26 protein-coding genes and 1 other annotated feature are annotated in these 22,229 nt (G+C 44.6%); of the genes, 5 read left to right on the forward strand and 21 right to left on the reverse strand.

Going from position 1 to position 22,229, the window contains the following annotated elements; all coding sequences use genetic code 11:
• Nucleotides 1-59: 59 nt before the first annotated feature.
• The 8 genes from obgE to AAV90_RS09275 all read right to left on the reverse strand — a co-directional run bounded on the left by obgE (nucleotide 60) and on the right by AAV90_RS09275 (nucleotide 7,134).
• Nucleotides 60-1,322, reverse strand: a complete 1,263-nt coding sequence (obgE, locus tag AAV90_RS09240) for a GTPase ObgE (protein ID WP_046498137.1) — start codon at nucleotides 1,320-1,322, stop codon at nucleotides 60-62.
• 4 nt (nucleotides 1,323-1,326) lie between these two features.
• Nucleotides 1,327-1,782, reverse strand: a complete 456-nt coding sequence (locus AAV90_RS09245) for a Spo0B domain-containing protein (protein ID WP_046498140.1) — start codon at nucleotides 1,780-1,782, stop codon at nucleotides 1,327-1,329.
• 292 nt (nucleotides 1,783-2,074) lie between these two features.
• On the reverse strand, nucleotides 2,075-2,371 hold the full coding sequence (rpmA, locus tag AAV90_RS09250) for a 50S ribosomal protein L27 (RefSeq protein WP_046498145.1): 297 nt from the start codon (nucleotides 2,369-2,371) through the stop codon (nucleotides 2,075-2,077).
• Entirely contained in the window at nucleotides 2,358-2,702 is a 345-nt protein-coding gene (locus tag AAV90_RS09255) for a ribosomal-processing cysteine protease Prp (protein ID WP_046498148.1), read from the reverse strand. Before AAV90_RS09255 ends, rpmA begins: the two co-directional genes overlap by 14 nt.
• Complete coding sequence (gene rplU / locus AAV90_RS09260; protein ID WP_046498151.1) at nucleotides 2,702-3,013, reverse strand: 50S ribosomal protein L21; 312 nt, start codon at nucleotides 3,011-3,013, stop codon at nucleotides 2,702-2,704. Before rplU ends, AAV90_RS09255 begins: the two co-directional genes overlap by 1 nt.
• A 12-nt stretch (nucleotides 3,014-3,025) precedes the next feature.
• Nucleotides 3,026-3,102 (reverse strand) — a sequence feature (ribosomal protein L21 leader region).
• Nucleotides 3,103-3,145: 43 nt separating this feature from the next.
• Entirely contained in the window at nucleotides 3,146-4,570 is a 1,425-nt protein-coding gene (locus tag AAV90_RS09265; protein WP_046498154.1) for an Rne/Rng family ribonuclease, read from the reverse strand.
• 4 nt (nucleotides 4,571-4,574) lie between these two features.
• Complete coding sequence (locus AAV90_RS14130) at nucleotides 4,575-5,246, reverse strand: TIGR03936 family radical SAM-associated protein (RefSeq protein ID WP_052729706.1); 672 nt, start codon at nucleotides 5,244-5,246, stop codon at nucleotides 4,575-4,577.
• 1 nt (nucleotide 5,247) lies between these two features.
• Complete coding sequence (locus AAV90_RS09275; protein WP_046498158.1) at nucleotides 5,248-7,134, reverse strand: TIGR03960 family B12-binding radical SAM protein; 1,887 nt, start codon at nucleotides 7,132-7,134, stop codon at nucleotides 5,248-5,250.
• A gap of 150 nt (nucleotides 7,135-7,284) precedes the next feature.
• On the opposite strand from AAV90_RS09275, the gene AAV90_RS09280 reads away from it, so the two are divergent.
• From AAV90_RS09280 to AAV90_RS09300, 5 genes are all read left to right on the forward strand, one after another.
• A complete protein-coding gene (locus tag AAV90_RS09280) occupies nucleotides 7,285-7,758 on the forward strand; it encodes an Rrf2 family transcriptional regulator (protein WP_046498160.1) in 474 nt (157 codons plus the stop codon).
• A 436-nt stretch (nucleotides 7,759-8,194) separates the two neighbouring features.
• Entirely contained in the window at nucleotides 8,195-8,398 is a 204-nt protein-coding gene (locus tag AAV90_RS09285; RefSeq protein WP_046498162.1) for a helix-turn-helix transcriptional regulator, read from the forward strand.
• A gap of 1 nt (nucleotide 8,399) precedes the next feature.
• On the forward strand, nucleotides 8,400-8,798 hold the full coding sequence (locus tag AAV90_RS09290; protein WP_052729707.1) for a DUF2178 domain-containing protein: 399 nt from the start codon (nucleotides 8,400-8,402) through the stop codon (nucleotides 8,796-8,798).
• 11 nt (nucleotides 8,799-8,809) lie between these two features.
• The gene (locus AAV90_RS09295; RefSeq protein WP_046498165.1) at nucleotides 8,810-10,027 is read left to right on the forward strand and encodes an ATP-binding protein; all 1,218 of its coding nucleotides are present in this window, start codon (nucleotides 8,810-8,812) and stop codon (nucleotides 10,025-10,027) included.
• Nucleotides 10,028-10,170: 143 nt separating this feature from the next.
• Complete coding sequence (locus tag AAV90_RS09300; protein ID WP_046498168.1) at nucleotides 10,171-10,953, forward strand: MBL fold metallo-hydrolase; 783 nt, start codon at nucleotides 10,171-10,173, stop codon at nucleotides 10,951-10,953.
• A 176-nt stretch (nucleotides 10,954-11,129) separates the two neighbouring features.
• Here AAV90_RS09300 and AAV90_RS09305 read toward each other — a convergent pair whose 3' ends face one another.
• The 13 genes from AAV90_RS09305 to AAV90_RS09365 all read right to left on the reverse strand — a co-directional run bounded on the left by AAV90_RS09305 (nucleotide 11,130) and on the right by AAV90_RS09365 (nucleotide 22,221).
• Nucleotides 11,130-11,987 carry a M50 family metallopeptidase gene (locus AAV90_RS09305; RefSeq protein WP_046498170.1) on the reverse strand — a complete coding sequence of 286 codons (858 nt, stop codon included), beginning with the start codon at nucleotides 11,985-11,987 and terminating at the stop codon, nucleotides 11,130-11,132.
• Nucleotides 11,988-11,989: 2 nt separating this feature from the next.
• Nucleotides 11,990-12,565, reverse strand: coding sequence for a M23 family metallopeptidase (locus AAV90_RS09310; RefSeq protein WP_046498173.1), 576 nt, complete (start codon nucleotides 12,563-12,565; stop codon nucleotides 11,990-11,992).
• A 256-nt stretch (nucleotides 12,566-12,821) separates the two neighbouring features.
• Nucleotides 12,822-13,958: a rod shape-determining protein RodA gene (rodA, locus tag AAV90_RS09315; RefSeq protein WP_242847523.1), complete on the reverse strand. Its 1,137-nt coding sequence runs from the start codon at nucleotides 13,956-13,958 to the stop codon at nucleotides 12,822-12,824.
• A gap of 110 nt (nucleotides 13,959-14,068) precedes the next feature.
• Entirely contained in the window at nucleotides 14,069-14,341 is a 273-nt protein-coding gene (gene minE / locus AAV90_RS09320) for a cell division topological specificity factor MinE (protein WP_046498178.1), read from the reverse strand.
• 12 nt (nucleotides 14,342-14,353) lie between these two features.
• Nucleotides 14,354-15,154 (reverse strand): septum site-determining protein MinD, encoded by an 801-nt coding sequence (gene minD, locus AAV90_RS09325; protein ID WP_046498180.1) that lies wholly within the window; start codon nucleotides 15,152-15,154, stop codon nucleotides 14,354-14,356.
• Nucleotides 15,155-15,168: 14 nt separating this feature from the next.
• Nucleotides 15,169-15,804: a septum site-determining protein MinC gene (gene minC / locus AAV90_RS09330; protein ID WP_341363017.1), complete on the reverse strand. Its 636-nt coding sequence runs from the start codon at nucleotides 15,802-15,804 to the stop codon at nucleotides 15,169-15,171.
• Nucleotides 15,805-16,034: 230 nt separating this feature from the next.
• Nucleotides 16,035-18,119, reverse strand: coding sequence for a penicillin-binding protein 2 (locus AAV90_RS09335; protein ID WP_046498182.1), 2,085 nt, complete (start codon nucleotides 18,117-18,119; stop codon nucleotides 16,035-16,037).
• Between the two features lie 9 nt (nucleotides 18,120-18,128).
• Nucleotides 18,129-18,632, reverse strand: coding sequence for a rod shape-determining protein MreD (gene mreD / locus AAV90_RS09340; protein ID WP_046498185.1), 504 nt, complete (start codon nucleotides 18,630-18,632; stop codon nucleotides 18,129-18,131).
• 5 nt (nucleotides 18,633-18,637) lie between these two features.
• On the reverse strand, nucleotides 18,638-19,498 hold the full coding sequence (gene mreC, locus AAV90_RS09345) for a rod shape-determining protein MreC (protein ID WP_157609534.1): 861 nt from the start codon (nucleotides 19,496-19,498) through the stop codon (nucleotides 18,638-18,640).
• Nucleotides 19,499-19,511: 13 nt separating this feature from the next.
• Nucleotides 19,512-20,534, reverse strand: a complete 1,023-nt coding sequence (locus AAV90_RS09350; RefSeq protein WP_278279302.1) for a rod shape-determining protein — start codon at nucleotides 20,532-20,534, stop codon at nucleotides 19,512-19,514.
• Between the two features lie 20 nt (nucleotides 20,535-20,554).
• Nucleotides 20,555-21,238 (reverse strand): RadC family protein, encoded by a 684-nt coding sequence (gene radC / locus AAV90_RS09355; protein ID WP_046498187.1) that lies wholly within the window; start codon nucleotides 21,236-21,238, stop codon nucleotides 20,555-20,557.
• A complete protein-coding gene (locus AAV90_RS09360) occupies nucleotides 21,216-21,827 on the reverse strand; it encodes a Maf family protein (RefSeq protein WP_046498189.1) in 612 nt (203 codons plus the stop codon). Before AAV90_RS09360 ends, radC begins: the two co-directional genes overlap by 23 nt.
• A gap of 127 nt (nucleotides 21,828-21,954) precedes the next feature.
• A complete protein-coding gene (locus tag AAV90_RS09365; protein ID WP_242847524.1) occupies nucleotides 21,955-22,221 on the reverse strand; it encodes a DUF4321 domain-containing protein in 267 nt (88 codons plus the stop codon).
• Nucleotides 22,222-22,229: the final 8 nt, after the last annotated feature.

The following is a 22,229-nucleotide window of genomic DNA, read 5'->3' on the forward strand; positions in this document are numbered from 1 at the left end:
AACAGCACAAGAGAACTGTCCCCTTGTGCGTCCCCCTTATGTCCTTGCGTTTTTTTTAACTACTGGCTGTATTCGAATTCCAGTTCACAGATTTTGACGGTGTCTCCATTTTTGATCCCCTTTTCCCGGAGGGCATCTTCCAGACCCATGCGTTCAATGGTGCGTTGGAATCTCTGCAAAGAGTCGTCCTGATCTAAATTGGCCATTTTGACCAGGTTTTCAATGCGTTTACCGGTCACCTCATAGATCCCGTTGACGATATTAATCTCAAAAGGCACTTCGTCATCGTAACGATGAATAACCTTGATATCAGTAAAAACCGGCTCTGGTTTTGGAATAAGCTTGAGCAGCTCATAGGTTTTATCCATTAATTCCTGCACACCATTGCCGGTTGCGGCAGATATTTTAAAAAAGCGCTCCTTATACTGTTCCTCTAGAACCCGGCAATTTTCTTCGGCCCCCGGAATATCCATCTTGTTAGCTACGACCAGAAAAGGTCTTTGGGCCAGTTCCGGATTATACAGGGCCAGCTCATTTTGCAGTGTATAAAGGTCTGACATCACGTCCCGGCCATCCACCTGGGCGGCATCCAAAATATACAGCAACAATCTGGTTCTTTCAATATGCCTTAAAAAATCATGCCCCAGACCTACACCTTGGTGAGCTCCTTCAATTAAACCGGGAATATCAGCTATAACAAAGGAATCATGATCCCGGGTTGATACCACCCCCAGATTGGGCACCAAGGTAGTAAAAGGATAGTCTGCAATTTTGGGGCGGGCAGCGGATACCTGGGAAATGAGCGTTGATTTACCCGCGTTAGGGAAACCCACCAATCCTACATCAGCCAGCAGTTTAAGCTCCATACTGATCCAGCGTTCCTGGCCTGGTTCCCCGTTTTCGGCCATGGCAGGGGCTTTATGGGTAGCATTGGCAAATCGGCTGTTGCCTTTGCCGCCGCGACCGCCTTTGGCAATAATCGCTTCCTGTCCGGCTGCGGTCAAATCAGCCAGTATCTCCCCATTATCATCGTCTTTTATAATCGTTCCTACCGGTACTTTTACGATCAGATCCTCACCCCAGGCACCATGCTGATTTTTACCTTTTCCGTGGGTACCGCGTTCGGCCTTAAAGTGTTTGCGGTATTTAAAATCCATCAAGGTGGTCAAGCCCTCATCGGCCACAAATATAACGTTGCCCCCCCGGCCTCCGTCTCCGCCAAAGGGACCTCCCATTGACACATACTTCTCGCGGCGAAAAGCCACACAGCCATTGCCGCCATCCCCGCCTTTTACATATATCTTGGCATGATCAATAAACATCGGTTCACTCCTTAGCTAAGCTGATCTTACGAGGGTTTTCCTCCCAGTCTTCACAGGAGAATAGGAGGTCAATCCCCGGGGCTTGCTCATAGATGGATAGATAAACGACCGTCTCATCATCACCCTTAAAATTCAGCTCGGTTTGCATTGCTGCTATACTATGGAAGGGCTCGTTATGTTCTTTCATCATTTCTAATGACGTAATTTCTAAATCTTCGTATGTAAGTATAATTCCCAAATCCTTAACCATTAAAAGCTGTTCATAAAAGTACAGCGCGGCTTCAGCATTAAGACTTTCAAAAATGATCCTCTCCTGGTTTAGCTCCGCGATTATTGCACTAACATACCCAGCCAGCCGTTTTTCCAGCCCCAGATCTATATAACCGCTTATTACCTGCAGGTGATTGGCAAAATCATGCCGCATCCTTCTAAGAAGGCCTACCATTTGTTCAGCATCCATAAACATTCCCCTTTAAGCTATTTTAGCTTCTTTCTGACCAGTCGTGGCCGGAGGTCACAACCTTAATAGCTGCCGCAAGTCAACATGTTGCCGCGTTATCCGCATCCCTTAGTTCTGCAAAATGGTTCTTATATAAGGTTGATTGCCCATCTGGCAAATATTTTATTAAAAAGTCTGTGTAAATCTGTCTGCCTGGGTTATCTGTGTCTATTAAAAATCAATTTTCTAACTAAATCATAACAAAAACCCCTGGATTACTCCAGGGGTAAGCTTTGACGATCAGTTCTGCAATTTACATAGTCAGGCTTTCTTCTAAAGGGTAAACACTAACCTGTTTTTTGGTTTTGCCTTTTCTTTCGAATTTAACCTTGCCATCTATTACTGCAAATAGGGTATCATCACGGCCAATCATAACGTTATTGCCGGGATGGATCTTGGTTCCTCTTTGGCGAACCAGTATGTTACCAGCTCTGACGACCTGACCATCGTATCTTTTAACACCCAGGCGCTTGGATTCGCTGTCGCGTCCGTTTTTGGAGCTTCCCACACCTTTTTTATGAGCAAAAAGCTGCAAATTAATCTTGTACATATTTCGCACCTCCCTGTATTACTTTAATATAGCGCGGATTGGTTTCCTGCAAAGACCTAAGCCCTGCCTCCATAGTGGTAAGTATAATCTGGGCATTGGCCATGTCCTCTTTTTTAATATCCAGAGGTAATTGGCATGATAACCAACCATCTTTCTCCTGGTATATGGGGGGATGGGTCAAGTGCTTCTGTAAGCCGATAAGGGCTGTACCGGTAATAGCCGATACGCCGGCACAATATATATCCCTGCCTGCCCGAGCATATCCCGCATGGCCTTCAGCCTTAAAACCCACTATATTTTCGCCATCGTAAATAATATTAACAGTGACCATTAACCTTCGATCTTTTCAATTAGAATCCTGGTATAGGGCTGGCGATGACCCTGTTTCTTACGCATATTCTTTCTTTTTTTGTACTTGTATACCGTAATTTTCTTGCCCCGGCCCTGTTCAACTACTTTGCCAACGATGCTGGCCCCGGCAACCAACGGATTGCCTATGCGGGTACCATTGTCATCCTTTAGCATTAGAACCTGATCCAGGGTAACTTTTTCTCCGACTTCGGCATTAAGTTTTTCTACTAATACCATTTGTCCAACGGCAACTTTATACTGCTTGCCGCCTGTTTGTACTATCGCGTACATCAATACACCTCCACATTTTATAAGACTCGCCGGTCATCAGGCAGGACTTGAGCCATTTGAAAGCCTGAACCGAGCGGTTGCAAAAACGCACAGCCCACGTTAGGTTAACATATTATTCAATTAGCGTCAAGGCTAGCTGCTATGCAGGTTATAGTCTTCCAGCTGCATCTCCTGTTTTGCAACCAATTTAATTCTTTTACCGGTTTTTTTCTTAATATAGTTTAAATTTTTTTCATCATTAGTTATATACTGCAAAAGCTCAGGGTGCGCCTCGCAAATGATTTCTTCGCCCTCCAGGTAATCCAAATTAGCCAGTTTCCTTTTTAATTCACAGGCCAGGGCAAAAACATTTATCGTTCTGCCTCGTCCATGACAGGCATTGCATTCATCGGTAAAAATTTCGGAGATTCCATAACGAGATTTCTTACGGGTCATTTCCAGAAATCCCAGACCAGACATACCCATAATCCGGGTATGGGCTTTGTCCTTTTCCAATTCCTGACGCAAGATAGAGATTACATTTTCCTCGTTGTACTTATCCTTCATGTCGATAAAGTCAATCAAAATAATCCCGCCTATACTGCGCAAACGAAGCTGACGGGGTATTTCCACAGCCGCTTCCAAATTGAGTCTATGTACCGTCTCCTCGAAATTATCCTTGCCGGTAAATTTTCCGCTGTTGACATCAATTACTGTCATAGCCTCAGTCTCATCAAATATCAGATACCCTCCGCTTTTAAGCCAGACTTTACGGCGCAGGGCTTTGCGGATATCTTTTTCCAGACCGTATTTTTCGAAAAGATCGCCTTTTACATACCTAATGTTTAGGTCATAGGACGTATTCTTGTTTTTGATAAACTGGTCGAATCTTTCTTTGAGCTTTAAGTTATTAATAATAACATGACGTATACCCCCGTCCAGGTAGTCCCGCAGGGTTCGTTCGATTACGTCTATATCCTCATAAATTACGCTGGGGGATTTGTTGTGTTGGTAACGTTTTTTAATCTTATGCCATACCTGAATAAGCTCATCCAATTCCGCTTTTATTTCGGCATCATCAGCTTCCAAGCAGGCGGTGCGCAGTATCACCCCTACATCTTCAGACTTATGCTCCTCAATTAAATTGCGCAGATAATTTCTTTTTTGATTGCCTACAATCTTGCGGGAAATTGAAATTTCCTTCTGCAGGGGCAACAACACCAATAGATGACCCGGAATAGTTAGATTTCCCGTTACCCGGGCTCCTTTTTCCGAAAAGGCTTCTTTTTTCACCTGTACCATAATATCCTGACCGCTTTTTAAATAATCGTAAATATTGGTTCCCTTGCGGTGCTCAGGAACGGCTACATCACCTACATATAAAAAGGCGTTTTTGGACAAACCAATATCAACAAAGGCACAGGACAGCCCCGGCAGGACGTCTTTTACCTTACCTTTATAAATCTTGCCCACATTTTCTTCCTGATTAGCCCAGAAAACTTCCACTAAGCGGTCATCTTCAATTATGGCTATCCTTGATTCCCAAGGATAGACCTCCGCAATAATATCTCTTACCATTGTTCTACACCTTCTCAAGCGGGGAATAATATTTGGATTCTTCTCTAATATAATTACCCCGACGGAAAAAATCCAGCAAATTTTCAGATTTTAGTCCGTTTTCTGCAAAAACAGCCAGCAGCTCATCAAATCTTATATTAAGCGGTTCGTTAACACTTACCATTACGGCCAACACCTCAAAGCCATCACCAGGCTCAACCTGCATATCATAAAGACCAGGGCGCAGATCCTTTAAAAGCTGCTTGTTTTTTCCCCGGCTTTGTACCAGGATTTTATCACAATCCAGCAGAGATGTGACCAAATATTCTGCATTTTGTCCCGGTTTTAGAATAAAATCATATTGGGCAGTATTTATAGTCTTCATCAGAGAAGCAGCCTGCATGGGCACAGCAATACATTGCTTGATTTGCATATCCGGCGGCAATACAACATTAATCCGGTTTTTAAAATCCTGCGGAGCCATTTCGTCAAGTTCCAGATCAAAATATTCGTTCTCTCCCCACAGACCAACCGGAAGAACCGTCCCCATGGATAGTTTGATATGGGGATTAAAACCTTCAGTCAGGCGATAAGGTATTTCTGCCCGCCGCAGAGCCCTTTCCAGCAGATGCATCATATCCAGATTACCCAGGAATTTTAAATTTGGGCCTACCCTATATTCTGCTCGCAACCTCATATCAGGCTTCCTCCTTGATATTTTCGGTCATGATATCCGCAGGCAGGTTTACGGGCTGGTTGGGCAGATGAAAAGGAGCCAGCCCAAAATGCGGGCACACACCGCAACCGACACAATCAGCCATACGACAATCAGGGGTAGATATCCCTTTTTTAGCACGTTCATTTTCCAGGCGCAGATAGGCTTGGCTTGCCCCCGTTGCAATGACATCCCACGGGAAAAGCTCACCATACTCTCTGGCCCGGGTATAAAAAGCAGGATCTATTTTAAAATTCGCAAAGGCCTCCATCCAGGTATCAAATTTAAAATATTCCGACCAGCCATCAAATTTGCATTCTTTTTGCCAGGCTAAATAAATAATATCTCCCAGTCTCCGGTCACCGCGGGCCAAAACCCCTTCCAGAAAACTGACGTGACTGTCATGAAAACTTACCTTTACATTTTTAATCTTATGTTTGAGCATATACTGGCGTTTGTCATCCAGCTCTGCAATGGTGGCCTGGGACTGCCACTGAAAGGGAGTATGCGCTTTAGGAACAAAGCAAGCCAAACTTGCCCTAATCTGCACCGGCCGATGAGAATAGCGGTTACCGATACCCTTTACCCGGTTTAATAAATCCAAAATTCCATCCAGGTCTTCATTGGTTTCGGTTGGCAACCCAAACATAAAATATAGCTTCAAACCCATCCAACCCGACTTAAAGGCTGACTCAGCCGCCTTGAACAGATCGTCCTCACTGATGTTTTTATTTATGACATCCCGCAAGCGCTGGGTACCGGCTTCCGGTGCCAGGGTCAGGGTGGTCTTGCGCACCTTTTGCACTTCATTGGCCAGATCAATGGAGAATGCGTCTACCCGCAGGGAAGGCAGGGAAACCCCAATCCCCTTGTCAGCATATGTTTCCACCAGGTGTTTGACCAGTTCATTGACCCCGGAATAATCCAGGGTGCTAAGGGATGCCAAGGAGACTTCATCAAAACCGGTATTTTTTAATTGGGCTTCTGCCTGCTTTTTTACTACCGCCACGCTCTTCTCCCGCAGAGGCCGATATACCATACCAGCATGGCAAAACCGGCAGGCCCGCTGGCAGCCACGCATGACTTCCAATACCGCCCGGTCATGGACGATATCCATGTAAGGAACAATCGGTTGGTCGGGATAATAAGAATTATCCAAGTCATGCACCAGACGTTTGCGTACCCGGGCGGGGATACCTTCCCTTATTGGCCGCATTTCTTTCAATGTGCCATCCTCACGGTAAGCAACCGTATATAGTGAAGGTACATACACTCCTTCAATCTCAGAAGCCAGTAGGTATAAAAGTTCTTCTCTGGGAAGATTTCTATGCTTGTACAGGCAATCCAAAAACTCAACGGTTATTTCTTCTCCGTCCCCGATCAGAAATGCATCAAAAAAATCCGTAAAAGGTTCCGGGTTAAATACGACCGGTCCACCCGCAATAACGATTGGATCTTGGGGGCCGCGTTCCTTACTCTTTACAGGAATCCCACCCAAATCCAGCATATTCAAAACATTGGTTATGGAGAGTTCATACTGCAAGGAAAAGCCTACCACATCAAAGTCACTCAGCGGCCGGAAAGATTCCAGCGCATAAAGGGGGATATTCTCCTGACGCATTAACCCTTCCATATCCGGCCAGGGGGCAAAACTGCGCTCCATTAAATGCGGGGTAGTTTCATTAATCAGTCCATACAGTATCTTGCCGCCGATATGGGACATCCCTATCTCATAAACATCCGGAAAAGCAAAAACCATCTTAATATGGCTTTGATCCCATTCCTTCTTGATCATATTCACTTCGTTGCCGATATAACGAACCGGTTTGGAAACCCGGGGCAGAATATCCCTAAAGAGCCTGTCCTTCATATTGCCTCCGCTTATTGAAAATCATAAGTATTATATTAGCACAAAAATCCCTACCAACGAAATCCAGGAAATAAACGGGAAGAAAACCCAATTATTATCGAATTGAATATTTGCACGTATTGTGCTACATTCGCATTGAGGTGAACAACTATGCAGCTAAGCAGTAGATTCCCGGTGGCTGTACAAATACTCATTATAATTGCCTGGTGCCCTGAAGATGTTAAGATAACCAGTGAGCTGATGGCACGCAGTGTGAATACAAATCCTGCCTTGATCCGCAGAATTTTGGGGTATTTAAAAAATGCCGGGCTGGTCAACGTTGCCGCCGGAACAGGTGGAACAACGCTAACGAGGGATGCCGAGAAAATAACTCTGCTTGATATTTACCGAGCAGTTGAATTAACGAATCAGAGCAGGTTGTTTGGCTTACATGAAACAACCAATTCTGAATGCCCGATTGGACGTAATATTAACGAAGTTCTTACGCCGCATCTGGAGCAAGCCAGAATGGCACTTGAAGCTTCCCTGGAGGAAGTGACCATCGAACAACTGAAAAAAGAATTTCCGCCATTTAATTTGGCATTTTGGAAAAATATTATGCCATCTGCGATTAATAGGTTGTGAGCATATGCGATGCTTAAGATAACGTTTAAAAAGACAAACTTCAGTGACTTTGGGTGTCCCCCGCCACTCAGCCCGACCTTAAACCGGGTTAGCGATAAATTGCCCTGCTGAGTGCCGGGCAGCTATTTAATTAATCCGTGAAATAAGCGTCTTTTATCTAAATCCCCCCTGAACGGGTGACACAACCACCTTGGAAAATAGTTGCGTGATACGAAACTTCCAAAGCTAGTCCCTGCAAATAATCGGCTCTGCTAATCTTTGTAACCTGTCTCTATTAAAATTTTTTTCTAATCTAATCCCAGCTATTATTTTCATCGATGAGTGCGCCTAGCCTACATATAGAAATTTATTTTTTAAAATGTAAAATACGCTTGACATTTACCCGTTCTTTAGTTAAATTATATGTAAAGCTTACTTTACTAAAGGTGGTGTACAATTGCAAAATCGCCTGCGTGAACTTCGAGAACAACATGAACTTACTCAAGAAGATCTGGCTGTACTGGTAGGTACTTCCCGCCAGACGATTATTTCGCTGGAAAAGGGAAAGTACAACCCATCAATTTTATTGGCCTATAAATTGGCCCGGGCTTTTAATTTGAAAATCGAAGAAGTATTTATCTTTGATGAGGAGGAGGACTAATATGACGAACGTACAAAGATCTGCCGTCTTTTTTATTACTATTGCTATTCTGGCTGGATTGGGAGTGTGGCAACTGCTTTATGTCAATCCCGGCTTGGGAGCAGGATTAATTGGCGCAACCATAGGCGCATCGGTTGCCCGCTATCTTAAACAAAAGAGAATCAAGGAATTGCAAGCTAAGGGGTTGAATCCCTATGATGAAAGAGCTTTTCATATTGCCGGTAAAGCATCATATGCTACCCTGGTTAGCGGTATATTATTGGCAGCCCTGGTTGTTCTCATCGGTTCAATTTTTGCTCCGGTAATGACGGTAAATCCCTTTGACCTGCTGGGTTATTGCATAGCTATAGTTGTACTTTTATATGTAGTATTTTACTATTACTACAATCGGAAACTATAGGAGATGATACTATGCTGAAAGAATTAAGCCGTTCACTGGGGAGTTTGTCTGTTTACCGCAATATTTTGCGTGATCCACTGGTTAGTGCTCTGCGTGATTGTCTTTCTGCTGCGGCCAGGGACTATGACGAACTGGAGATAACAGATGATTTTCACAGGTTTATGTTTACCTATTTTGCAACCGGTCAGGATTTTTCCGATTATTTAGTAAATTTGGTATTGCATGATGATAACCCGTTTAGTCGGGCTGCGGAAATTATGGACTTTAATGAAATAGACCCCCGCTTAATTCAGGCTGCAGAAAAAGATCTGCAAATATTGGGGTACATCAAAAATCTTGATATGGTTGACCTGGCAACCAACCTGGGGCTTAAACCGCTATGGAGAGAAACTGATTCCGGCAATAGAGCAACTGACGGCAGCGGGTACTCCTGGCCGGAATCAATCGAAGAACTGACGAGCTATTATGCCGCTAACTCTCGCGGAATGGTTTCTTCTTACCGGGCATTAAAGTGGGACCCTGAAAAAGGGCTATCCGGTATTAACTACCCGGATCCGGTGCAACTGGAGGATTTGATTGGCTGCGACTTACAAAAAGATCAACTGTGCCTTAATACCGAGAATTTTCTAACTACCGGTATTGCCAACAACGTACTGCTCTACGGCAGCCGGGGTACCGGTAAATCAAGTATGGTCAAGGCCCTTTTAAACCGCTATAAGAACCGTAATCTTAGCCTGGTGGAAGTAACCCGCGAGCAATTAAAAGACCTGCCTCGGCTGGTTAGCTATTTACGTGATTATCCTGCCAAGAAGTTTATAGTCTTTATAGATGATCTGTCTTTCGAAGATTACGAGACTGAGTACAAGGGGCTTAAGGCGGTAATGGAAGGGAGCCTGGAAGGGCGGGCACCCAATATATTGCTCTACGCTACTTCCAATCGCCGCCATCTGATACGGGAATACTTCTCCGACCGTTCGCATCAGGACGAGGAGATTCATGTCCGCGACACCATGGAAGAAAAATTGTCGCTGGCGGATCGTTTTGGCCTCAGGATTAATTTCCCGCCTCCAACCCAGACAGTTTACCTGGATATTGTGGAGAACCTGGCCGCCCAACGCGAAATACAAATAAATCCAGACCAATTGCGGCGGCAGGCGCTGGAATGGGAGCGTTCCCACCACGGCCCCTCCGGCCGAACCGCCCGCCAATTTATTGACTCCCTGGGATAATCTTATATGTATGCGAACCTCTTCGGTCAAAGGAAAAATAGCAGAATAATCTACTTGACAGAAATCTGCCATTTTGCTAGTGTTGTAACAGTATTAGTTACAACACTAGCAAGGCTAGTTTTAATGAGCGGGAGGTAGCGGAATTGCTAAAGAGCCTTCAATACAAAGATATTACGATTGGCCAGGGTGCATGTTCCCTTTTGGGGATGCAGATAATAATCTATCTCTACGTTGTAGACGGGCTTTTGATCGACTGCGGAGCCAAAAAGCTAAAACGTGAAGGAAGCCGGTTCTTTCTGGAACAACAAATTGAGCAAGTTGCCTTGTCACATCTCCACGAAGACCATTCTGGAATGGCCGCTTGGCTGCAAAAGGAAATGGGGGTGCCGGTTTACCTGCACGAAATGGCGCTGCCTGACGCTAGGGAGAAAGGTAAATACCCTTTTTATCGCCATCTGATGTGGGGGAATCGCCCGAGATTTGCCCCCGAACCGATTCCGGATGTAATCAAAACAGAAAAATACTCATTTGATATCATAGATAGCCCCGGACATACAAAATACCATAAAGTACTCCATGAAAAGAATCAAGGCTGGCTATTCAGCGGCGATCTTTTTGTCACCCCGAAACCGCTGGTGGCACTTTACGAAGAAGATATGCAAGACACTATCGCGTCACTGCAAAAGCTATTACAGCTCGATTTTGATACGGTATTTTGCGCCCATAAAGGGGTGGTTGAGAACGGAAAAGATGCGCTCCAACAAAAGCTTGATTTTCTCCTTAATCTACAGTTAAAAGTTGAAGAATTACGTCAGCAGGGTCTGACAGATCAGGATATTGATCGGAAGCTGTATCCGGAAATTCCATTGATAACCAAGGTATCCAAAGGCCAATGGTCATCGTACAATATCGTGAGCACGATATAGGAAATAATTTAAACAATAGCTCTCTTACGGCCATCTTTTTTAAAAGCCGGCCGATCACTTAGCTTGATGCGCCTTAGTTCTATAGTTAAACTAATCTTGCTTCCCACCGGAAACTTAAAGCATCCGCTACTGGTCTCTTAAAATAATGCCACGTTAAGCCGCGTCTATTTTTCTAATTAACAATCTTTCAGGCGGGTACGGGGGCCTTTTTCAAAGAGGCAATCGATGAGTTCGGCTTCACTGCGCAGGCCCAGCGGGCGGTGTTCTTCATCCAGGATGAGCACTATAGTATAAAAATTAGGACGGGTGGTGTCCAGTATAGATTTAATCAGGGCATCTTCCCCGCTCACGATTTGGCGCGAGGCCAGGAAGCCTTTGTGTGATAATTCGCTTTTTTTATGCACCAGATAGCGCATGAAGGCATAGTTTAACAGGTAGCCTTCACGGTGGGCGGCCCAAAACAACAACATGGCTATGAGCAAGAAATTAGCCCCGCTTTGTTGTTCGTAGAACAGGAACACCCCATAACCCGCAATCAGTACAGCGGCTAATTTCCCCAGCAGAGCGCTGCGGGCGGTGGCTTTTTTATAGCCTAGTAATCTGGAAAGGTAAGCCCTAAGTATCCGTCCCCCATCCAAAGGCAGGGCCGGCAGGAGGTTGAAAATACCCAGGAAAAGGTTAATCTGTATAAGCAACGGAGTTTTCGCCGAGTCAAGCACAGGCAGAAAATAAAAAACAGCCGCCAGACTCAAACTCATAATCGGTCCAGCCAGGGCTATATAAATTTCCTTATCCGGATCCAGGCCGGTGAAGTCCTCAATCTTAGCCTGACCTCCAAAAGGCAGTAATTCGATTTCAGCAACCTTGACCCTTAAAACAGCCGCCATGATAGTATGGGCCAATTCATGCAAAAGCACGAAGGTGAATATTACTAATATTTCCATCCCCAGGCCTACATAGGTATAAATCAGGCAAAGCAGTAAAAAAAGTATATTCACCCGAACCCGCACCCCGGCCAGCTTACCCAGCAGCATATTTATTTAAAAATACTCTGCGGATTTACCGGATCATCCTGGCTGCGCACTTCAAAATAAAACCGTTCCCCCGTTTTGCCCAAGGCCTGACCCTCAGCCAATCTGGTATTATTATCCACCATAATTTCTTTCAGCCCTCCATAAATAGACACCAGATTTCCTTCGTGTTTTATGCAAACTTTCCCATCAGCTTGGTCTTTTTGAACGTACTCCACCATTCCCGGAAGGATAGGTTTAACCAGGGTATTATCCGTTACCTTCAAATAAATTCCCGGGCAAAATTCCGTTCTCCCCGTTTGCTGGCTCCAATGCCAGCCGTAACTGCGCTCAATATCCACAAAATTGCAGGGCATTTTAATAACGTTTCCGGTCGTAACCGGCAGGTTTTCTATCCTATCCTCTCCGGGAAGGTTTATGTAAGGTGAAAAAACCTCTTTTATGTCATAGTCAGTATACATTATGTAATGTAATACCGGTTCCATTATCCTCTTGCTGCTATGTCCCGACTGCATGATCAGCCCTACCATGGCAGCTATTACTATAACCAGCAAAAATCTGATTTTAAAATTCCCCAACATCAACACTCACCACCTTTGTTTTTTAACAAATATATAGTAAGCCCGATTAATTTATGTCTGATTATCGACCGTCTGGTAATTTTGTCCATAAAAAAAGGTTGGCCTCTTTAACGCCAACCCAGTATAAAATATGCCTTATTCCATTTCATATTCCCCATTATTATTATCAGGAGGGGTCTCCCCTTATTTACTGACTACCTTGTCATATACCCCGCGGGGAAGAAAAAGCAAAACACAAACTCCCTAGCTGAAAATATCAGAAAACGATCTTTTTGCCTCGAATATTCACGCTTAGAACCAAACCCACCGCGATCATATTCGTAATCATGGCACTGCCCCCGTAGCTTAAAAACGGCAGAGGTATACCGGTAATCGGCATCACCCCTATGGACATGCCAATGTTTTCAAAGATATGAAAAAGCCACATGGCCGATATCCCCAACACCAGATAACTGCCATAAAGATCCTGGGCGTTAAAACTTATCACTACAGTTCTCCACAGGATTATGCCATATAATACTATAACCAAAGCAGCCCCGATAAAACCAAGTTCTTCCCCAATCACTGCATAAATAAAATCGGTATGGTGCTCCGGCAGAAAGTTTAGCTGTACCTGGGTTCCATGGAACAAACCTTTACCGGTCAAACCGCCCGAACCAATTGCCACCAGAGACTGGATAGTATTCCATCCGGCTCCGCGCCCCCCCTTGCCATCATTATATGGATCAGCAAATACGATTAAACGGTCTATCTGGTAATCATCCAGAGGCAGCCAGGTTCCAAATTGAAAATGCAAAAATAGAGCCAGGGCAATAACCCCCACTGCCGCTCCTATAATTTTAAGCAAAATACGCCAATTGGCTCCGGCGACAAACATCATCCCCAGGGTAAAAGCTATATAAACCAGGGCTGTACCCAGATCCGGCTGCGCCATTATAAGCAGGAAAGGGACTCCCATGAATATGAAACAGGGAAGCATCTCTCCCAGGGTATCCAATGCCCCCTTGCGTCTGGCCAAAAAATCAGCGAAAGCTAAAATTAATAATATCTTGGTAAACTCAGCCGGTTGTATCATGGGCAAGGGGCCTATAGCAATCCAGCCGGTGGTACCCCTTACTTCCTTTCCAAAGACCAGCACGGTCACAAGGATGATAACCGATATACCATATATGTATTTCCAATACCTCTCCAGTTGAGTATAATCATAACGGATTATCAATACCGCCAAAAAAGTCCCCGCCGCCAGCCATAAAATCTGCTTTTTAACATAGTAAAAGGAATCATTGCAGATAGCACTGCTGGCACTCAGCAGAACCACCAACCCCAGAGTAATTATTAGTACAATAGCAACAATAAATGTTTTATCAATAAACTTGAGCCTTTTTATATTCAATGTTAAAACCCCCTGCTCCATTATAGGGGTATAAAAAATATTATGTCCAGCAAGTAAATTAAGGATGTTCGGACGCGGGGCTTATAAAAACTTTTGGGAAGAATGGCTCGTCAATCTCCGGCGGCCCTTTTTAAACCTTTAATCGGAATATTGGCAACCAGGGCCACCGAGTTGTCCTCGCCTTCAATACTAACCAACAGACCCTCCATGTCGATATCCATATATTGCTGGATAACCTTTATCAGATCCTCCTTTAAGGCATTTATGAATTCAGGAGATGCTACGCTGCGATCGTGTACCAGCACCAGCCGCAGTCTTTCACGGGCTATATCTTTGCTGGATGTCGATTCTTTGCCAAAGAGTCTGGCTAATAAATCTAACAATTCCAACCCTCCTTACCTGGCCAATTTAAGCATTTTTTTAAACCTGTCTACCAGATTGGATGTGTCCTCCTGGGCATTAATGGGTACTTCTTCCCCTAATAAACGTCGGGCCACCCTGCGATAAGCTTCACCGGCCCGGGAACTGTTTTCCAATACAGCCGGTTCACCCCGATTGGTTGAAACGACAATCGTTTCATCCTCGGGTACAACCCCCAATAAATCAATAGATAATATATCCAAAATATCCTCAATATCCATCATATCGCCTCTTTTAACCATTTTATTGCGGAGGCGGTTAATTATCAGTTTTGAGTTGCTTAAACCGGCTGCTTCCAGTAATCCAATGATACGATCCGCATCCCTTACCGAAGAAACCTCTGGCGTAGCTACCACAATCGCATCATCAGCCCCGGATATGGCGTTTTTAAAACCCTGTTCAATTCCGGCCGGACAATCCACCAGGATAAAATCAAAGTCTTTACGCAGTTCATTGGTGAGGTTTTTCATTTGATGAGGTGTAACCGCACTCTTATCCTTAGTTTGGGCGGCAGGAAGCAGACACAGCCCTTCAAACCGTTTGTCCCTGATTAAAGCCTGTTTAATCTTACAGTTGCCATTAACCACATCTACAATGTCAAATACGATGCGATTCTCCAGACCCATTACAACATCCAGGTTTCTTAAGCCAATATCTGTATCCAGCATAACCACTTTTTTGCCTTGCATAGCCAATGCTGTGCCCAGGTTGGCGGTTGTTGTAGTTTTACCAACACCACCCTTTCCGGAAGTAATCACCAATACCCTACTTTTCATCTTTTAGCCTCCAATCATATTTTTAGCTTTTCGATAACTACTTTGCCAGCCCGGATTTTAGCTAATTCAGGGTTATTAACAACAATCGATTCCCCATCGGGAGGGCGAGTAATATGGTTGGCAATCCGCAACTGGGTGGGACTAAGACGAAAAGCGGCTATAATAGCTTTTTCGTCGCCCAAAGCACCGGCATGAGCCAGACCCCTTAATGCCCCCATGACCAAGATATTGCCGCCGGCTATCACCTCAGCACCCGGATTGACATCACCAAGTATTACCATATTGCCTTTGTTAAATATTTTTTGTCCTGAACGCAGGTTACGGCATATCAGAACTGTATCTGCACTATCAAGGATTTCTGCGTTATTCTTGTTGATGGAGATGCGATTTTGTCCTTGGGCAGAATGGTTGTTAATCAGGTCTTTAAAGTGAAAGCCATGATCCAGTAAAATATCCTCCATTTCCCTAAGCTGTCTTTCGCTAATACTTTTGCTGCCTACATCAATGCTGATAAAACTACCCATTAAATAATTGTCTATGGCATGCAGGTTCTTTTCCAGTTCAGCCTTCATATCCGCGAAACTGTCCCAGGCCGTAAGGTCAATAACCAGTTCGGTGTCCACTCCTGCCGCCATTATCTCCACAGACATCCCCCAGCCCCCCATCTGTCCTGCCATAAGCATATTCTATATTTATGGTTCTGTTTTTTACATTTTTTACCTCTAAAGAAAAACAAAAAAAAAGAGGTTTTACCCTCATATTTCCTCTTTTCTAGTCGTCCGGAAGCAAGAAAATTAATTAATTATTCGTCATTAGCTTCGACTTTTTATGCTTATATTATTTCGTTAGCTAAATATCTTAACTATAATCCTCCCCCAACTTAAGGAGCTAAACCAGGTATCTCCTCGATAGCATCGGCTTTCTTCCTGTCTTCCTCGGCTTTAATGGCTGCATAATGATCAACAATACCAAAATATTGTTCAAAAACTGCCTTGGCCACCCATCCGGCAGATTCACTGCCATGCTGACCATATTCCACCACTCCGGCAAAGGCAATTTGAGGATTTTCTGCTGGAGCAAAGGCAATAAAAGTACCATGGTATTCCCTGTCTTTATGATCCCCGGCGCGCCCGGTTTCGGCGGTTCCTGTTTTTGCCGCCACATGGACTTCAGGCGGGAAATTGGTGAAAAGAAACGCAGCCGTTCCACCTCTTTGCGTAACTGCCATCATGGCTTGCCGGGTTAAAGCCAGAGTTCTTGCTGAAACGGATGTTTCGTGCATTACGCGAGGTTTTATTTCCTGCGTTTTTTTCTTGTCTGGGGTAGTGATGCTTTTTAACAGATGCGGTTGCATTAGATAGCCGCCATTAGCTATGGTAGCCGCATAATTGGCCAACTGAATAACAGTGTACTGGTTGCCGCCCTGACCGATGGACATATTAAAAGTGTCAAATGCCTGCCAGGTCGTTTCAAAATTATATTCAATCTTATACTGGGCTTCTAATCTGGCACGTTCGTTTTTTTCGGCTCTTTGGATTGACTTCTTTTTCTCCTCGTCAGCGGCATCGGCCAGCAGTTGAGCGTATTTTTCATCTAATTGCTTGCGCAGGTAATCATATTTTTGGTTAATTAACAAACTATTAAGTTCTTTTTTCCAGGCAGGGGTGGGTACCAGTCCGGTCGCTTCACCCGGCAGATCAATACCGGTTTTCTTACCTAAACCAAAGTCTTGAGCCACCTTGATAATGTTATCTTTTCCAGCACGGCGACCGGCTTCCTGAAAATAAGTATTGCAGGATACCGCCATACCTTTAAAGTAATCTAAATTTCCATGTACACCGGTACACTTGATGTAGGGGCTGATCCAATAGGCCCCTTTGCAGTTGACTTCTTGAGCGAATGGATCAATTGTACCAGATTCCAAAGCGGCCATTCCGGTTATCGGCTTAAAGGTTGAGCCGGGTGGATAGGTGGCCTGAATGGCACGATTGGTGGCGGCACCCGGCTGCAGCGGGTCATATCTATTCCCAGAGGGAAAATAATACGGTACAATATCGTTGTCCAATTGACCTTTGAAATCATCCGGCCTTAAGACAGGACTGCTGGTCATGGCTAAAACTTCACCGGATTTTACATCCAGCACAACCGCTGAACCCACCTTGGCTTTAGGATATTTTTTTTGCAGCCGGAGGAGATTATCTTCCATACTTTTTTCCATGACCTTCTGTAGTTTTAAATCCAGAGTCAAGGTAAGATTACTGCCCGGTTGCGGCTGCAGGGTTACCAGCTCACCGACCGGCCTTCCCTGGGCATCCACCTCTACCCGGCGAGCCCCATCTTTACCCCTTAATTCTTTTTCAAATTGTTTCTCAATTCCCGATTTTCCAATCAGACTGTTGATACTGTACTGGTTTTCATTTTCAGCCAGTTCTTCGGCATTAATGGAGTGAATATAGCCCAGGATATGGCCGGCAGCGGTATCCTGGGGATAGACTCTAAGCGGCTCGGTATTAACAGTTACCCCGGGCAGATGCTGGCGATTCTCTTCTATCTTTACCACCAGATCCCAGGGAATATCGCGCATCACAACGACCGGTTCAAATAGGCGAAATTTCTGCAGTTCAATCTTTTCCTTGATCAGATCAGCCGTAACATCAGGATAATACGGAGACAAAATGTTAATCAGATTTTCGATCATGGCGTCTTGACCTTCCTTACCCAGGTAAGTAAGGCTTAAAGTATAAACCAATTCATTGGCGGCCAGCGGAGTACCATCGCGAGTATAAATCTCCCCGCGGGATGCTTTTATTGGAACCAAACGGATGCGGTTTTCGCTGGCCTTGATCTGGTATTGATCGGTATAAAAAATCTGCACAACCGCCAACCGAATCAGCAATATGCACAGCAATCCCATCACAAAATATGTATAAACTTTCATGGCGGACTTAAACTGACCTTGTTTCATTTGTATCTCCTATATCTCCCCTGTACCTTTTAACAGCCCCCGTCTGGAAGATTGATAAAACCAGATATAAATCGGCGCTGCCACCAGGGCATTATAAAGAGTCTGATACAACATATCCATAAATAGAAGTTCGTTAACGTTAAAAGCGGAAAAGTTAAGCAATACTAAGACTAACAGCAGACCGGCATTAATAATAGAACCTAGTATAACACCTATTATCCCCACGATTACATTTTCTTCAAAGACTCTCCCCTGCAGAATTCCTATAACGTATGCGGTAATTGCTTTAGCAATAGCATTAATGCCGATGAACCGGCCGATAAAGAGATCCTCGAGCAGTCCGCAGCACAAACCGTAATATGCACCTTTTCGGCCGCCATTTAACAAGGCGTAAAAAATAACAAAAACCAGTACAATATCAGGTACTGCACCCTTTATACTATAGCTATTGAAGAATGTCGATTGCAAAAAGATTGCCAGAAAAGGCAGAATTGCCAACAGAAAGTAGCGCACCGGGTTTACTCCCCTTCATTAATTCCGGATTCAGATACAGGATTGTACTTGGCAATCACCATCACTTCCTCCAGTTTATCGAATTGAACAGCTGGTTTTACGGTAGCAGATAACAATAAGCCGTTGGACTCCCTTTTGACTGATTGGATAGTACCGATTTGAATCCCTTTGGGATAAAACTCAGACAATCCTGAAGTGATAACCTTCTCTCCTTTTTTAACTTTGGCATAATAGGGGATGTTTATCATAGCCAAACTGTAAGAATCCCCGGTTCCTTCAATAATACCCCGGGTTTCCCGGGAATCCTGCAATATAACTCCTACTGCCATTTCACGATCGGTTATAAGCGTGACCTGGGCTGAATGTTGACTGGTATTGCTGATCCTGCCGACCAGCCCATCAGGACTGATAACCGGCATTCCTTGGGCGATGCCATCCTCTGCCCCTTTATCAATCGTAATTACTTTAAACCAGTTATTAGGACTGCGGGCAATAACCCGGGCATACTCCAAACCAAACTGCTCCTTGTTTTCTTCTCCAAAATTGAGCAGTTTTCGCAATCTTAGGGTTTCCGCTTCGTATTCTTGAAGACGCTGGTTTTCCATAGTGAGTTGGGCCTTTTCGCGGTTAAGTTGTTTAATTTTGGCGTTCATATTCTTTTTTTCAGCAAAATGCAACCCGAGCCCATTAATACCCCTTCTCATTTCGTTCAGGCCGCTCTGAAGAGGCGCGTAGCTATCCCGGAGCAGTTTTTCCGCCACCGTAATTTCAGCCCTGGTACTGGAGGTATATCGCATGGTTGCTAAAAGCACGATGGTTACTCCTAAAACAATCCAAAAACTCTTTTTTTTTATTAACTTAATCAAGTTTCTCACCTGGTTATAGTGTTTTTTTCATGGAAACCAGCATCTTTTTTAGTTCTTCAATGTTTTCCAGCACGGCTCCAGTTCCGCGGGCAACCGCCAATAAAGGATCATCACATACGTATACCGGCATATGGGTTTCCTGGCTGATTATTTTATCCAGACCGCGCAAAAGGGCTCCTCCGCCGGCCATGACGATTCCGCGATCCATGATGTCGGCCGCTAGTTCCGGCGGGGTTTTTTCCAGACATACCTTAATTCCGTCCAGTATTTGGTCAACCGTTTCCTTGAGTGCCATTTGAATTTCCTCAGAAGAAACCTCTATAGTTTTAGGCAGACCGGATACCAAATCCCGTCCCCGCACATCATAATACTCTTCGGTTCCTTCCCACAGTGCCGATCCAATGCTCGTTTTAATGTTTTCAGCAGTTCGTTCCCCAATCAGCAGGTTATAGGTCTTTTTTAAATGATTAATAATGGCATTATCCATATTGTCTCCGGCTACCCGTACTGATTTGGCTGTTACTACGCCTCCCAGGGAAATTACTGCCACCTCGGTAGTACCGCCGCCAATGTCAACGATCATGTTGCCGGTTGGTTCATGAACCGGTAGACCCGCACCAATAGCAGCGGCCATAGGTTCCTCAATCAGATAAGCTTCCTTGGCTCCCCCCGCAAGAGCCGCTTCCCGAACTGCCCTTTCCTCCACCGTGGTACATCCGGTAGGTATACTAATAACCACCCGCGGTTTGACAAAGGGGCTTTTAGACTCCAGGGCTTTATTAATAAAGTACTTCAACATAGCCTGGGTGACATCAAAATCAGCGATTACACCATCCTTCATGGGACGAATGGCCACGATATTGCCCGGTGTTCTGCCAATCATCTGTTTGGCTTCTTCCCCGACTGATAAGACCTTTCCGGTATTATTCTGTATCGCTACAACGGAAGGTTCTCTTAATACCACCCCTTTACCTTTAACATGCACCAGGGTATTAGCTGTTCCTAAATCTATGCCCATATCTTTTCCAAAAACCACTGTTTTGTGTCCTCCTTAGATTAAATTAAACCCTTTTCTTTCAGGCTGCAGTATTTATCCTGCCCGATGATTAAATGATCAAGTACATCAATTCCCATTATATTGCCTGCTTCAACCAGGCGACGCGTGATATCTACATCTTCGCGGCTGGGAGTCGGATCACCACTGGGATGGTTGTGAACTAATATTATGGAAGCTGCGCTGCATTTGACAGCCGTCTTAAAAACCTCCCGGGCATGAACGATAGAGCTTGACAGGCCACCGACCGACACCTCTTCCTTGATCAACAACCCACCTTTGCGATCCAGGTACATTGCACAAAAATGTTCCCGATCGTGGTAACGCATCTCTTCCATCAACAGCCGGCTCACATCTGCCGGAGAATTAACGTAATCACGGATTTTTACATCCATGGCTGTTCTGCGCCCCAGTTCAATAGCGGCTTTAATGCTTACGGCTTTAGCCGGCCCGATACCTTTAATCCTGGTTATATCCTCCAGACTGGCTTCTCTAAGATTGCGCAGGCCATCGTAAGTAACCAATAACTGCCGAGCCAGATCCAGGGCACTTAGGTTTTTAGTGCCATTGCCCAGAATAATTGCCAGCAGTTCTTCATCAGATATATATGCTTCTCCCCGAGCCTGCATTTTTTCCCGAGGGCGCATCCCGACTGGCATTTCTTTAATTCCAACCCTGTACTCCATTCGGCGCTTCCCCTCCCAGTAAATAAACGCCTTGTTTATACAAGAGCTGGTATAGTTTGCTTAAAGGTAGTCCAACTACATTAAAGTAACAGCCATCTATTTTTTCGATCAGCAAGGCTCCCAGTCCTTGTATACCATAACCTCCAGCTTTGTCCACCCATTCGCCGCAATCCAGGTAACCCTGAATTTCACCGTTTGACAGGTGGCGAAACCACACTTTGGTAACCTCAAATTCAGTTGAGTGACTTTCATTCTGCTGATTGACAACACAGATTCCCGTCATCACCTGGTGCTCCCTGCCGCTTAGCAGGGTTAGTTTTTGCCGGGCATCCTCCCGATCAAGTGGTTTTCCCATGATTACATCATCCAGAACAACCACGGTGTCGGCTGCTATAATGATATTCTGTTCAGTTCGCCCTGCCACCGCCTGGGCTTTTTGCCAGGCCAATTTTTTTACCAGATCCCCGGGATGAAGATTATAAAAGGCTTCCTCATCGACATCGGCTGTCATACAGCTGAATTCAAGCCCTACCTGTTCAAGTAATTGCTTGCGTCGCGGCGATGCCGAAGCCAGAATTATTTCCTGCATATGTTATCCCTCATAGTCTTTTTGCCACTGATTTACGCAGATAATTATGATTAGGCAATTTTCTTTTTTTATTATAAAAGCTTAATCATAAAAATCTGCGTCCTCTGGTCAAAATTTCCTTATTTTATTAAAGTCTTTTGTAAAACAACCATGCCAATATAAAACCCAGGATAGTAAAAAAATTAATATTTAACATGAAGCCAAAGCTTAATGTAAATACGTGCAAATCCATCGTAAAGGTAGGTAGTCCAACACTTTGCACCCTTCCTAATATGGAAAGGCCCGGCCATAATTTAATAATAGCGTCCCCTATCCAACCCCCAATAATTCCACCCAAAGCCAGAAGCAATAATAACAACTGCCAGCCGGGGTAAGTACGACTCCTATTCGTCAAAATACTAC

This window comes from Syntrophomonas zehnderi OL-4, from assembly GCF_000983115.1.
Taxonomy (GTDB): Bacteria; Bacillota; Syntrophomonadia; order Syntrophomonadales; family Syntrophomonadaceae; genus Syntrophomonas_B; species Syntrophomonas_B zehnderi.

Excerpts from the sequence above, each read along its gene's own strand:
- AAV90_RS09290 (WP_052729707.1), top strand. The coding sequence starts at position 8,400 with ATGACGAACGTACAAAGATCTGCCGTCTTTTTTATTACTATTGCTATT.
- minC (WP_341363017.1), bottom strand. The coding sequence starts at position 15,804 with ATGTCTGTGGAGATAATGGCGGCAGGAGTGGACACCGAACTGGTTATT.
- AAV90_RS09245 (WP_046498140.1), bottom strand. The coding sequence starts at position 1,782 with ATGGATGCTGAACAAATGGTAGGCCTTCTTAGAAGGATGCGGCATGAT.
- AAV90_RS09275 (WP_046498158.1), bottom strand. The coding sequence starts at position 7,134 with ATGAAGGACAGGCTCTTTAGGGATATTCTGCCCCGGGTTTCCAAACCG.
- AAV90_RS14130 (WP_052729706.1), bottom strand. The coding sequence starts at position 5,246 with ATGAGGTTGCGAGCAGAATATAGGGTAGGCCCAAATTTAAAATTCCTG.
- AAV90_RS09305 (WP_046498170.1), bottom strand. The coding sequence starts at position 11,987 with ATGCTGCTGGGTAAGCTGGCCGGGGTGCGGGTTCGGGTGAATATACTT.
- rpmA (WP_046498145.1), bottom strand. The coding sequence starts at position 2,371 with ATGTACAAGATTAATTTGCAGCTTTTTGCTCATAAAAAAGGTGTGGGA.
- AAV90_RS09255 (WP_046498148.1), bottom strand. The coding sequence starts at position 2,702 with ATGGTCACTGTTAATATTATTTACGATGGCGAAAATATAGTGGGTTTT.
- AAV90_RS09265 (WP_046498154.1), bottom strand. The coding sequence starts at position 4,570 with ATGGTAAGAGATATTATTGCGGAGGTCTATCCTTGGGAATCAAGGATA.
- radC (WP_046498187.1), bottom strand. The coding sequence starts at position 21,238 with ATGGAGTACAGGGTTGGAATTAAAGAAATGCCAGTCGGGATGCGCCCT.
- minD (WP_046498180.1), bottom strand. The coding sequence starts at position 15,154 with ATGAAAAGTAGGGTATTGGTGATTACTTCCGGAAAGGGTGGTGTTGGT.
- AAV90_RS09360 (WP_046498189.1), bottom strand. The coding sequence starts at position 21,827 with ATGCAGGAAATAATTCTGGCTTCGGCATCGCCGCGACGCAAGCAATTA.
- AAV90_RS09310 (WP_046498173.1), bottom strand. The coding sequence starts at position 12,565 with ATGTTGGGGAATTTTAAAATCAGATTTTTGCTGGTTATAGTAATAGCT.
- AAV90_RS09280 (WP_046498160.1), top strand. The coding sequence starts at position 7,285 with ATGCAGCTAAGCAGTAGATTCCCGGTGGCTGTACAAATACTCATTATA.
- rplU (WP_046498151.1), bottom strand. The coding sequence starts at position 3,013 with ATGTACGCGATAGTACAAACAGGCGGCAAGCAGTATAAAGTTGCCGTT.
- obgE (WP_046498137.1), bottom strand. The coding sequence starts at position 1,322 with ATGTTTATTGATCATGCCAAGATATATGTAAAAGGCGGGGATGGCGGC.
- AAV90_RS09335 (WP_046498182.1), bottom strand. The coding sequence starts at position 18,119 with ATGAAACAAGGTCAGTTTAAGTCCGCCATGAAAGTTTATACATATTTT.
- AAV90_RS09295 (WP_046498165.1), top strand. The coding sequence starts at position 8,810 with ATGCTGAAAGAATTAAGCCGTTCACTGGGGAGTTTGTCTGTTTACCGC.